The sequence below is a fragment of the Sorangium sp. So ce375 genome (assembly GCF_051473855.1).
Taxonomy (GTDB): Bacteria; Myxococcota_A; Polyangia; order Polyangiales; family Polyangiaceae; genus Sorangium.
In genome coordinates this window covers 1,501,468-1,513,631 of the sequence record NZ_CP150335.1, presented here as the reverse complement: position 1 = coordinate 1,513,631, position 12,164 = coordinate 1,501,468, and the positions used below count along the sequence as shown (strand labels likewise).

Sequence of the window (12,164 nt, the reverse complement as noted above, 5' to 3'; positions counted from 1 at the left end):
TTGCTCTCTGGGGACGCGGAGCCACCCGGCTAGAGCCCCCAGTCCGGCCTGCTCCCGCCGGACTTCTTGCGAGGAGCCGGCAGCGCCTTGCGCGGCGCCGGTGTCGACGCGGTCCGCGCGGTGGCCGGGGACGTGGGGCGCGCGGGCGCGGCGCTTCGCGCCGCCGCGCTGGAGGGGACAGAGGGCGCGGGTGATGCCTGTGCCAGCGCCGGGGAAGCGGCGCTCGGCGCGCCCGCGCCCGGGTCGAGCGGCAGCGGGGCAGGCACCACCGCAGGCGTCGCCGCGGTGGGCGCCTCGGGAGCGCTCGCGATCGCGGGGGCCGTGGCGAGCCCGGCCGGCGCGCCGCCCGAAGGCACGGCGGGCGCGGGCGCTGATGCGGCCGCGGACGCCTGGGTCGTGGTCTGGTCACCGTCGGTCGATGCGCTTTTGAGCGTGGCGACGAACAGGCCGACCCCCACGACGGCGATCGTCGCCCCGACGGCGACGCGCCCCGCGACCCGCGCGATGGCAGCGCGCCCCGTGTGCGGCGCCGACAGGTTGATCGCGCCGGTCAACGTGCCCGGCAAGGATGCCGGGTTCGGCGTCGAGGCACGGACATCGTTCGGCTCCGAGCGCCGCTGGATGGGCATCGTCGTCACCTGCGCCACCGGCGCGGAGCCGGGGTCGGCGAGCCCTGGCTCCCCGCCGGAGCCCCGCCGTGACCACCCGGTGCCCAGCGAGGTGTCCCCCCCGAGCGAAAAGAAGGGCGGCGCGCCCGCGACGCGCGCGAGCTCGTTGATCATCTCGCGCACGTTCTGGAACCGCTCGTCCCGATCGCGCGCCAGCGCCCGCGCGAAGAACGCGTCGATGCCGCTCGGCAGATCGGGGGCGAGCTCGCGCGCCGACGGCACCGAGCCGAGGATCACCTTCGTGACCACGCGCCCGATCGCGTCGCCCGGGAACGGCAGCTGCCCCGTGAGCATCTTGAACAGGATGACCCCGAGCGACCAGAGATCGCTGCGCGCGTCCACGTCCCGTTCGCCATAGAACTGCTCCGGGCTCATGTAATTGGGCGAGCCCATCACCTCGCCCGTGGACGAGATGTCGGCCGCGAGCGCCGCCGAGACGTCCTTCGCGATCCCGAAGTCGAGCAGCTTCACGATCTCGCCGTCCTCGCCGTCGACGCGCGCCAGGAAGAAGTTGGCGGGCTTGAGGTCGCGGTGCACGTACCCCGCTTCATGGACGCTGCGGAGCGCCTTCCCGGCCTGGACGGCGATGTGCAGCGTCTCCGGGAGCGAGATGCGGCCGCAGCGCTGGAGGCGCTTGCTGAGATCCTCGCCTTGCAGGAGCTCCATGACGAGGTAGGGCACCTCGTCCTCCTCCTCGAAGCCGAAGTCGTGGACCTGCACGATATGAGGGCTCTTGAGCTGCGCGGCGGCGCGCGCCTCCCGCTCGAAGCGCGCCCGGAGCACCGGCAGCTCCGAATACGCGTGGCGCATGAACTTGACCGCGACGAGCGTGCCGAGCTGGACGTGCTGCGCCACCCAGATCGAGCCCATCCCGCCGTGCGATAGCTCTCGCTCGAGGCGGAACTTGCCGGCCAGAAGGACGTCTTTCTCGAACCTCATACGCCGGACACCTCCCGAGGGGGGAGTCGAGAGGATACCGAATCCCGGGCGGGACGCGAAGCTTCGTGTGGTCGAGCCGACGCGGGGAGCAGCACCTCGTACGGCCGTCACGCGGGGCGGTATGCAACGGTGCGAGAATGTGAGGAACGCAGGACCCCCCGGTCGTGCCGGAGCGGCCTCCCTGCCCCCCTTGGCGGCGCGCCTGCCCTGACGAGCTCGTTAGCGCGTCGGAGCTCGCTAGAGTACCGAACAGGTTGAAAGTTGCCTGAATTCAATGAATTGCGAAGCCCGACCGCTCTGCCGGGAAGCGAGCTCCAGGGACCAGGAATGCGAGAAAGATAGAAACCGCAAGGGCGCAAGGGGCGCAAGGGACCAGAGACGAGATAGTTTTTGTCTTCCCCTTGCGCCCCTTGCGGTTACTCTTCCCTTCCGTTGGTTTCTTCGGGACTTCAACGTGATCGGTGCCCTAGGCGCTCTCGCCGTGCAGGGCCGTGCGTGTGGCACATCCATCGACGAACTCTTGCAGCTTCCGCAGCTGGTACGTCCGTACGAGCCCCCTGAGCTGATCGAGCCACGGGCCGAGTCGCGGGTCGATTTCCTCCATTCGCACCGCCTCCGCCACCACGTTCCGGACGCGCCCCGACGCCACCAGCCGCGATAGAAGGGCAAGCTCCTCGGCCGAAGGCGGCACCAGCGGACCATTCTCCCTCGCCGCCGTGACAGGGGCCTTCTCCTCGGCACGAATCCACTCCACGCCAAGGAAGCGCTGGATACAGTCGAAGAGCGCGCCCGCTTGCACGGGCTTGTGCAAGGTGTCGTTCCAACCGGCGCAGGCGCCCTCCTGCTGTTCGGCTCCGGATACGTTCGCCGACGAGATCAGGATGACGACCTCGCCGAGCTCGGGCACCTGCCGCATGCGGCGCGTCGCCTCACGGCCGTCCATGCCCGGCATGACAAGGTCCATCACGACGAGCGCCGGCCTCCGCTCCAGGGCCAGCCGGAGCGCCGCCTCACCGTCTTCGGCCTCCACGACATCGAAGCCGATCGGCACCAGCAGATCGCTCATCAGGGCGCGGTTGTGCGGGTTGTCATCCACCACGAGGATCGTGCGGCGCTCTCCGCGATACCCGGTGATCGTATGCCACCCGAGCGCTTTGTCGGCGAGCGCGGAGGCAGGCCCCTCCGCGAGCGCGAGCGTCACCGTGAAGGCGCTGCCTCGGCCGAGCTCACTCTCGACTTCGATCGTGCCGCCCATCTGGTCGACGATCTTCTTTGTGATGGCGAGGCCGAGCCCCGTGCCGGCGCTTTTCGCCTTGTGATCTCCGACTTGCTCGAACGGATCGAAGATGCGCGAGACGTGCTCCGGGGCGATCCCGGGGCCGGTATCCTCGACCCGGAACCGCAACGTGCTCCCTTCGTCGGGGCCGCGCTTCAGCTCGTCAATGACGAGCGCGATGCTCCCTCGCTCGGTGAACTTGATGGCGTTGCTCAGGAGGTTCAACAGCACCTGCGTCAGGCGCTTCTCGTCGCCATAGAACGCAGACGTCGTCACACCGCGCATCTCATGGGTGAAGGCGATGCCCTTCTGGTCCGCGCGTACGCGGCACAGATCCACCACCGTGCGCACCAGGGCTTGGACATCGAACCTCTTCGAGACGAGATCCATCTTGCCGGCCTCGATCTTGGCGAGGTCCAGCACGTCTTCCAGCAATGAAAGGAGGTGCTCGCCCGATTTCTTGATGACCTGCACCCCATCACGGCTCTTCACGGAGAGCTCGGGCGCGCGAGCGAGGACCTGCGCATAACCGAGGATGCCGTTGAGCGGCGTGCGCAGCTCGTGGCTCATGCTCGAGAGGAAATCGCTCTTCGCCCGGTTCGCTCGATCGGCCGCCTCCTTGGCGACCTGGAGCTCGGCCGTACGCTCCTTGATCTTGGACTCCAGGTCCCGGTACAGAACGGCATTCTCGACGGCGATGGCCGCCTGCGAGGCCAGCACCGACAGGAACTCCACGCGCGCAGGAGGGAACGCCGACGGCACGTCGCGGTGCTCGAGGTACAGCACGCCCACGAGATGGCCCCTGTGCGTCAAGGGCAGCGCCAGCAGCGAGAGCACCACGCGCGCCGCGAGGTAAGGGTCGGCGGCGAAGCGCGCCTCGCTCGTCGCGTCGCCTGTCACCACCGGCTCGCCCGTGCGGGCCGCATACTGCACCATGGTCGCCGGCACGTCGCGGCTTTGCCCGAGCGGCTCCGACAGCCCCGTCTCGATGCGAGCCCCCTCCACCGACAGCCGCGCCACGACGGAGAGCGCCTCCCCTTCGCGGAGCACGAGGGCGCCGCGCTGCGCCCCCGCGTTCGCCAGCACGAGCTCCATCAGCCGGCCCACGACGCGCTCCGGATCGCGCTCGCTCGAGAGCGCCTGCGCCGCGCGCACCGCGGTGTTCACGTCGAGGCTCGCGCCCGTGGAGGCGCCCGTGGTCGCCGTGGTCGCCGCCGCCATCATCGTGCGCTCGACAGGCGCCCCCTGCACGGCCGCCTTGAGCAAGGCAGGGTATTTCGCGTTCAGATGGGCGACCAGGTTGACCGCACCCCAGCGCGCATGGGCGTCGCGAGCCTCGCGCAGGTACATGGCGCCGATGTGCCTCTTGCCCGCTTGCAGTCGGAACTCGGCGGCGAGCTGGATCGAGAGCGCCTCGATGTGCAGGAAGCGGTGCTCGCGCGCGAGCTCGATGGCCTCGTCGTACCTGGCGATGGCCTCTTCGGCCTCGCCGAGGACGCGGGCGTATTCGGCCTCGACGAGGCGCAGCTTGTGGACGAAGTTCGGCGCACAACCTTCCGCGAAGTAGCGCAGGCGCTCGAGGCCGCGCTCGATGTGCTCCCGCAGCCGCGCCTGCTCCTCGGCGCCGGCGGCGTCGTGCCAGCACTTCGCCGCCGAGAGCGCGAGGAAGAACGGGATATCCGTCACCGGCGGCATGCCAAGGATGTCTGCGCGAAACTTGTCTGCCTCGCGCGCCCGCGACAGCGCTCGCTCCCACCTCCCGGTGACACAGAACAGATAGGCTTCCAGGGTACGAGCGAGCCCTCCCGTGAACCCGTCCCCGTCGGCCAGGAGGGACTGCGACCCTCGCGACAACGGCTCGTCGTTCAGGAGCTTCGGGGCGCCCTCAGGGGTCATCAGCACCTCACAATAGGACGCGATCGCCTCGAAGTGGTGCCTCCCCACGGCGTCCCCCGCGCGCTGCACGAGATCCCAGCGAGCCTTGACCTGCGCGTCGACCTGGCCGAGCGGCAGGCCACGCCAGACGCGGTGATAGAACAGCTCGGCGAGGAGGCCCCAGCTCGTGCCCTGGAACGAGCCGATCTTCAGGCCGGCCGCCATGCCTCGTTCATAGAGGGCAGCCGTCTCGTCGACAGGCCTGGAATAGACCATGTAGATGCCGTGGAGCACCAGGCACTCGGGGAGCATCGGGGACCCCACGCGCTCCGCGGCGCGCACCCCGGGCTCGACCCAGCGCAAGACGCGGCGGTACATGCCCGTGGCCACCGACCACACATTGGCGAAGCTGCAGAGCATGAGGGTGGCCGCCGGCGTGAGGGCCCCCCGCCGCACCGCCTCGGAGACCAGGCGAACGATGATGAGCGTGTAGAGCATCGGCCGGCCGCCGTAGATGGAGCAGAGCTGCGTCTGCGTCATCAGGGCATCGATGAGCCGGTGCTCCGGGGACTGCTCGGGCGGCATTCGATCGAACGCGCCGAGGTCCTGCTCCAGCCATCGATCCAGCGTGGCCGACTCCTCGAGGAGCGCCGGCTGACACGCTTCGTCCGTCTCGGGGAAGGAGAAACCCCGCTCCGCGAGCGCCGCGATGCCAAGCCCGATTCCGCGCGCATACTGGCCCGTCGCCAGGCAGCAACGGACTCGGATCTCCTGCGCCGACAGCCAGGGCACCGCCCCGAGAGGCCTCGCGAGCAAGCCGAGCGCACGCGCTTCGACGTCCTCGAAATCTCGCAACAGATAGGCCGCCTCGAGGCGCTCCAGCGCTATCTCCACCGACAGCGCTCGCTGTTCGTCGGCGGCTCGCTCGCCGAGGAGCGCCCGCGCGTTCTCCAGCAGGCTGGCCATCAATCGGTGGGAGCTCGCGGCCTTCGCGACGCGGGCGGCCTCCAGATTCATCCGCGCGACGTCATCGAGCTCTTCCACGGACGAGATCCGCGCCGAACCCTGGTTCATGTGCCGCGCGAGCTCCAGGAGCTGCTGCGCCGTGCCCCCTTCTGCTCGATACCGCGCCCAGAGCCGCCGGCCGATCTCGAGGTGCGCGAGGACGCGCTGCTCCGGCGAGATCCGCTCGTAGCTCGCCTGCTGCACGCGGTCGTGCAAGAACCGGTACGCGGCGTCCAGCGCTCCGTCGCCCACCCCCCCGAGCGCCTGCGCCGGGCGATAAGCCCCATCGACCGGCACGACCAGCTCCTCCTGGAGCGCCGGCCATAACGCTCCCGTCACCCGGGCGGGCTCCCACCCGCTCAATCGCTCCAGGTCGTGGAGGTGGAACGTGTGCCCCGCGCACGCCGCGAGCCCCATGAGCTGCTGCGTCGCGTCCGGCATCTCCCGAACTTTGTCCGTCAAGAGCGCCACCACGTTGTCGGTGATCTGCGCTCGCTCCAGGCTCGCTTGATCCCATTGCCATTCCCCGCTCTCCGCGTCCCTCACAAGGAGCCTCTGCCGGTGCAGGGAGAACAGCAGTTGCTCCAGGAAGAACGGGTTTCCTCGCGTCTTTTGCCACTGCACACGCGCGAGCGGCTCCACGCGCCTCGGCTCGCTCTCGAGCGTGCGCGAAAGCCACTTTTGCACCTGCTCTTCGGACAGGGGGCCGACCGTCAGCCTGGATACCTTGGCATCGCTCGCCTCCACGGCCTCCACGAGCTTCCACAGCGGATGCTCGGGCGGCGTCTCGTTGTCACGGTAGGCGGCGATCACCAGCAGCGACCTTCGCTCCACGTCCGTCAGCAGCGTCTGCAGGATGATCAGCGTGGCGCTGTCTGCCCACTGCATGTCGTCCAGGAACATGACGAGCGGCGGGTTCGGCGTCGTGACGGTTCGAACGAAGTTCAGCCACGTCAACTTCTGCCGATTGAGCACCTGCTCGCCCTCCACCGGCGGCACCGGCGGCAGCTTGCCCATGACGAGGTCGAGCTCCGGCACGACATCCGCGATCAGCCGCGCGTTGTCCCCGACCTCGCTCCGGATCCGATCCTGCCAGGTCTCCAGCACCGTCTTCGGGCTCGAGATCCATTGACGCATCAGCCCACCGAACGCCTGGGCTATCGCGGCGAACGGCGTCGACCGCGCGAGCTGGTCGTGTTTTCCTGCGATCAAGAGGCCGCGCCCCGCCTTCGCGATGTCGTGGTAGACCGTGCGCACCAGCGCCGTTTTGCCGATGCCCGACGGCCCTCCGACGAGCAGGAGCTCCGCCGCGCCTCGCTCGGCGCGGGCGAACGACTCGCCTACCCGCTCGACGTCCTGCTCCCTTCCCACGAGCACGTGCGGCAACCGCAGCTTCCGTGAGAAGTCCTTCCTTCCAAGCGAAAAGGGCTCCGCCGTACCACGCTCGTGGAGCGCGCGGAGCGCCTCCTCCAGATCCTCGGCCGCGCCTCTGGCGGTCTGGTACCGCCGCTCCGGGTCCTTCGCCAGGAGCTTCGATATGATCGCCGACACGGCGCTCGGCACCTCCGGCGCGACCGCGTCGAGCGGAGGAGGGCTCTTGGCCAGGTGCGCGTGCACCAGCGAGAGCGGATCGCGGTCCGTGAAGGGCCGCCGCCCCGATAGCACCTCGAAGAGCGTCACGCCCAGCGAATAGAGATCCGTGCGCGTATCGAGCGCACGCGCCGTGCGCCCCGTTTGCTCTGGCGAGATATACGCCAGGGTCCCTTCCAGCGCCTCGGGAATGCTCGCCTCGGTCGCTTCCTGGGACAGCAGCGAGGCGATGCCGAAGTCGAGCAGGGTGACCTGCTCGTACGTGTCATCCACGAGCAGGTTCTGCGGTTTGACGTCCTTGTGCATCACGCCGGCGGCGTGTACGCCCTCGAGCACCCGAGCAAGGCGTCTCCCGAACCGCAGCCCGGCCGCGACCGGCAGACGACCGTGCTTGGCGAGCACCTGATCGAGCGAGCTCGCTCCAGGGTTTTCGAGCACCAGCGCCGCCGTGCCGTCCCGCTGCTCGAACGCGTGCACGCGCGCCACGCCGGGCACGTCCGCGAGTTGCCGGAGCACTTGATGCTCGTGGACCAGTCGCCCCATGACCCGCGGGTTGGGCACCTCGGCGAGCGGGAACTTGATCGCCACCTGCGCGCCCGAGGGGACATGCACCGCGCGACAGACGCGCGTCTCGCTTCCCTCGTATGCGATATCCCTCAGTGCATACTCCGACAGTTCCATGCCGAACCCCTCCCGTGCACCTGCACCGCGGCACGATAGCCGAGTGTGCGTTAAACTAGCCTGGGCAGACCGACACAAGTCAATGCAATTGTGAAAGACGCTTCGCGACTGCCACATTCGCGCACCCCGCGCACGTGCGCGAGCGCACCCGGGTGCGCCGTTTCCAGATCGTGACCAGCGTTGCGCAACGCCGTACACGTTGGCACACGTACAGTTCTATCTATCCTGGGATTGTCGACGTGAAGCAAGTTACAGATACGTCTCTGAGCACATGCAGGGATCGTCGAAGCCGCGCTCCCCGGAGCGCCGCTGCACGCGTGGCCCTTTACAGTCGTCACGCTCCTTGATAGGGTCCACCCTGCGTTTTTCAGGCACTGGGGGCACGATTTGACGCAATTCAATGGTTTCGTGGTCGCGGTCGACGACAATCCCGCCAACCTCGACACGCTCCTCGACGCATTGTCGAGCGAGCACCTGGACCTCGCCGTCGCCACGGATGGCAGCATGGCGATCAGCCTGATCGAGCGCGAGCAGCCGGATCTCGTCCTCCTCGACGTCATGTTGCCAGATATCGACGGTTTCGGGGTGTGCAGGCGCCTGAAGGCCAACCCGCAGACCGCCGACACTCAGATCGTCTTCATGACCGCCTTGAACAATCGGGAGCACCGGCTGCAAGGGTTGAAGGCGGGCGCCGTGGATTACATAAGCAAGCCCTTCGATACCGAGGAGCTCCTCGCGCGGATACGCCCGCACATCGCCGTAAGGCGCATGACGCGAGCGTTGCAGGAGAAAAATGCGAGCCTGGAGTCGGAGGTTCGGCAGCGCGTCGCCGTCGAGGCCGCGCGCGAGGCGCTGCTCGTCGAGCTCATGACCCGTACCGACGAGCTGCGCGAGGCCAAGGAGGGGCTCGAGCGCGAGCTCGTCGAGAAGGGGCACGCGAACGCGGAGAGGACGGCGCTGCACGAGCAGATCATCGCCGCGCAGCGCGGCCGGCTCCTCGAGCTCTCCACGCCGCTCATTCCGATCACGGATCGCATCCTGGTCATGCCGCTCATCGGTACGATGGACAGCGACCGGGCTCAGCAGGCCAACCATGCGATGCTCCACGGCGCCAGCAGCCGAGGCGCCGAGTTCGTGATCATCGATATCACGGGCCTCAAACGTGTGGACGAGAGCGTCGCCACCATGCTCCTCGCTGCTGCCAGCGGCCTGCGGCTCCTGGGGGCGCGCACGGTGATCACCGGGATAGGTCCGGAGGTGGCCCGGACGCTCGTGCACCTCGACGCACCGCTGCAAGGCGTCGTCACGAAGGCCACGCTCCAGGACGGCATCGCCGTCGCAATGCACGTCTCCCGTCATCGAGGGTAGTGCGTCTGCTCTGCCGGAGGCTCCCGCTCGCTTGGCGCCGAATCCGCGTCAGCGACGCGGCAGCCGTCGGTCGACGTGCCCTCGATCGAGCCGTTGTCCGCGGAGCTGCGCCCCGTGCGCGGGTCGTAAATCGCGTTTACCGGGCGAGCGCGAAGGCGAACGGCGCGAGCCCTCGCCTCCGCACCACGGAGGGGATGAGCAAGACGACCGCCTCGGGGCCGCGAGCGGTCTCGATGTCTCCGAGATCTTCGATCCAGTCTGCCGGCCAGCCCAGATCGCCGAGCAACCGCCCGACGACGGCCTTCGCGCCCTCGTCGTTGCCGGAGAGGAACGCGGTCGGGGCCGCGCGCAGGCTCCTTGGATCCGCCATGACGGTGAAGAGCATGGTGTTCAGCGTCTTGACCACGGCCGTCTCGGGCAGCGCGGCCTGCAGGCGCTCGGCGACGCTGCCGTTCGGGTAGAGCAGGCTGCCGGGAAGGCCGTCGGGGCCGCGCACCGTCGCGTTGGAGACGTCGACGAGGATCTTTCCCTTCAACGGATCGCGGAGGGCGCCGAGCCGCTCCACGCTCGTCTCCCCGGGGGTGGCGTTGATGACGATCGCGGCCAGGCGCGCCGTCTCCGCGTGATCCCTGAGCTCGACGCGCGCTCCCGACCATTTCATCGCTGCTCGCACCGGGTCTCTGGCGCCGATCGTGACGGCGTGCCCGGCGCTCGCGAGCTTGTTAGCGAGGACCGTGGCGACCCGGCCCGAACCGAGGATTCCAATGTTTCCCGCGACGTGATCCATGTTCAGCCTCCTCCTCTCATCGGATGGTCGAAAGGACGCCGACCGCGCCGGCGTGGAGCCCGGGCGCTGCAGCCAGGAAGTCCTCGCTGGCCAGGCTCCAGCGGTCCCCGCGTGTGTCCGTGACCGCGCCCCCGGCTTCCGCGACGAGCAGCGCCCCCGCGAGGAGCCCGGAGCGGATCTGGCTGAACTGCCAGAAGGCGTCCATCCGGCCGGCCGCGACCTGAATGAGCTGGAGGGTGGCCGGGACCGAGACGCGCAGGACGAGCGTGCTCCGGAGCATCGCTGTGACGGACATGCCAATCCGCCTGTACGTCTCGTCGTCCTCGCCCGGCCTCGCCTGGCCGGTCCCGACGAAGGCAGCGCCGAGATCCGTCTTCGCCGACGCTCGAATCCTCCTCGTCCCGAGGTATGCGCCGGCGCCCTTCCGGGCGGTGTACGTGTCGCCGGTCAAGGGCAGGTGCATCGCCGTCAGGACCGGCTCGTTGTCGCGGACGAGGGTCGCCGTGACGCACCAGTCCGCCATCCCGTGAACGTGGTTGATGTTCCCCTCGACGGTGTCCGTGACCCACCACTCCCCTTTCGGGAGGGGCCCGCACTCGAGCTCGTCCTCGACCCACCGGGCCTCCGGGCGAGCGCGCGACAAGGGCTCGCGGAGCGCCTCCAGGGAGACCGCATCGTTGGCGGCAAGAGCGGCGAAAATGTCCTCTCGACTCCTCAGGCGCGGCTCTGTCGAGAAGCGACCGACGAGCCGCTCGCCTGCCGCGGAGAGCGCCGCGACGACCGCGGGCAGCAGGGGCTCGTCCTCCGCGCGGCCCGCGCTCCGGTCTCGCCCTGTCGCATCGTTGTTCATCTGCTCGGAACGGGTCGACATGAATCCTCCTCGGACGAGCGGCTCGTGAACCGCTGAACCGCCGCGCGGTGGAATAAACCCTGGACGACTCATGTCGTCCAATGCATAGTTGTTATGAGGAATAATTACCGACATGCATGTGGACCTGAACCTGTTGCCGGCGCTGGACGCGTTGCTCGAGGAGCGGAGCGTCAGCGCTGCGGCGGCCCGCTTGCACCTGTCCCAGCCCGCGATGAGCCGGACGCTGGGGCGCATCAGGGACGCCACGGGGGACCCGATCCTCGTGCGCGCCGGCCGGACGATGGCGCTCACGCCCCGTGCGCTGGCCCTGCGACAGGAGGTCCAGGCCATCGTCCAGCGAGCGCAGGCGGTGTTCGCGCCCGAGCGGGAGCTCGACCTGGCGAGGCTCGAGCGGACGTTCACCGTCCGCTGCCACGACGCCCTCACGACGGCGCTCGGTACGCGGCTCTTGCGAGCGGTGCAGGAGCAAGCCCCTCTCGTGAAGCTCCGGCTCCTGGCCGAGCCCGCGGGAGATACGGACGACCTGCGCCACGGGCGCGTGGATCTCGAGATCGGCTCGGCGGAGCCCGCGCTCCCCGAGATCCGCGGGGAGCGGATCGGCGAAGATCGCATCGTCGTCGCCCTCCGCCGGGCTCACCCGCTCGCGCGCGGCCGGCTCACCGCCAGGCGCTACGCCCAGGCGCTCCACGTCATCGTCTCACGCCGTGGCCGCCTGCGCGATCCGATCGACGACGCGCTCGAGGCTCTGGGGCTGCGGCGGCGCGTCGTCGCGGCGGCTCCCACGTGCGCGGCGGCCATCCATTTCGCCCACGAGAGCGATCTCGTCGTCGCGCTGCCGGCGCGCGTCTGCGGTCCCGTCGTGCGGACGCTGGGCCTCAGCGCCCGTCCGCTGCCGCTCGATGCGCCGGAGCTCAGGATCGTTCAGCTGTGGCACCAGCGCTGCGAGGACGACAGGGCACACGCATGGCTGCGCGGGCAGACGCGCGAGATCGTCCGAGCGATCTGCCATGGAGAGACGTGACCCAGGAGCAGGGTGCCAGTCGCCCAGCGCTCGCAGGCGCTGAGCAGCCTGGCGAACGTGCTCCGCCGCCGGAGGTGCGGCTG

The 12,164-nt window shown here is 69.2% G+C and carries 6 protein-coding genes; 2 read left to right on the top strand and 4 right to left on the bottom strand.

Annotated elements, in window-relative coordinates; translation table 11 throughout:
* Window positions 1–29 precede the first annotated feature (29 nt).
* Both WME90_RS05785 and WME90_RS05780 read right to left on the bottom strand, forming a co-directional pair.
* A complete protein-coding gene (locus WME90_RS05785) occupies window positions 30–1,607 on the bottom strand; it encodes a protein kinase domain-containing protein (RefSeq protein WP_437280067.1) in 1,578 nt (525 codons plus the stop codon).
* 466 nt (window positions 1,608–2,073) lie between these two features.
* Entirely contained in the window at window positions 2,074–8,112 is a 6,039-nt protein-coding gene (locus WME90_RS05780; RefSeq protein WP_437280066.1) for a protein kinase domain-containing protein, read from the bottom strand.
* Window positions 8,113–8,442: 330 nt separating this feature from the next.
* Between WME90_RS05780 and WME90_RS05775 the strand changes: the two genes are divergently transcribed.
* Window positions 8,443–9,402: a response regulator gene (locus WME90_RS05775; protein ID WP_437280065.1), complete on the top strand. Its 960-nt coding sequence runs from the start codon at window positions 8,443–8,445 to the stop codon at window positions 9,400–9,402.
* Window positions 9,403–9,538: 136 nt separating this feature from the next.
* On the opposite strand, the gene WME90_RS05770 is transcribed toward WME90_RS05775, so the two are convergent.
* Both WME90_RS05770 and WME90_RS05765 read right to left on the bottom strand, forming a co-directional pair.
* The gene (locus WME90_RS05770; protein ID WP_437280064.1) at window positions 9,539–10,189 is read right to left on the bottom strand and encodes an NADPH-dependent F420 reductase; all 651 of its coding nucleotides are present in this window, start codon (window positions 10,187–10,189) and stop codon (window positions 9,539–9,541) included.
* A 16-nt stretch (window positions 10,190–10,205) separates the two neighbouring features.
* On the bottom strand, window positions 10,206–11,060 hold the full coding sequence (locus tag WME90_RS05765) for an inositol monophosphatase family protein (RefSeq protein WP_437280063.1): 855 nt from the start codon (window positions 11,058–11,060) through the stop codon (window positions 10,206–10,208).
* Between the two features lie 112 nt (window positions 11,061–11,172).
* Here WME90_RS05765 and WME90_RS05760 point away from each other — a divergent pair, with 112 nt between their 5' ends.
* On the top strand, window positions 11,173–12,081 hold the full coding sequence (locus WME90_RS05760) for a LysR family transcriptional regulator (RefSeq protein WP_437280062.1): 909 nt from the start codon (window positions 11,173–11,175) through the stop codon (window positions 12,079–12,081).
* The last annotated feature ends 83 nt before the right edge of the window (window positions 12,082–12,164 follow it).

Excerpts from the sequence above, each read along its gene's own strand:
- WME90_RS05770 (WP_437280064.1), bottom strand. The coding sequence starts at position 10,189 with ATGGATCACGTCGCGGGAAACATTGGAATCCTCGGTTCGGGCCGGGTC.
- WME90_RS05785 (WP_437280067.1), bottom strand. The coding sequence starts at position 1,607 with ATGAGGTTCGAGAAAGACGTCCTTCTGGCCGGCAAGTTCCGCCTCGAG.
- WME90_RS05765 (WP_437280063.1), bottom strand. The coding sequence starts at position 11,060 with ATGTCGACCCGTTCCGAGCAGATGAACAACGATGCGACAGGGCGAGAC.
- WME90_RS05760 (WP_437280062.1), top strand. The coding sequence starts at position 11,173 with ATGCATGTGGACCTGAACCTGTTGCCGGCGCTGGACGCGTTGCTCGAG.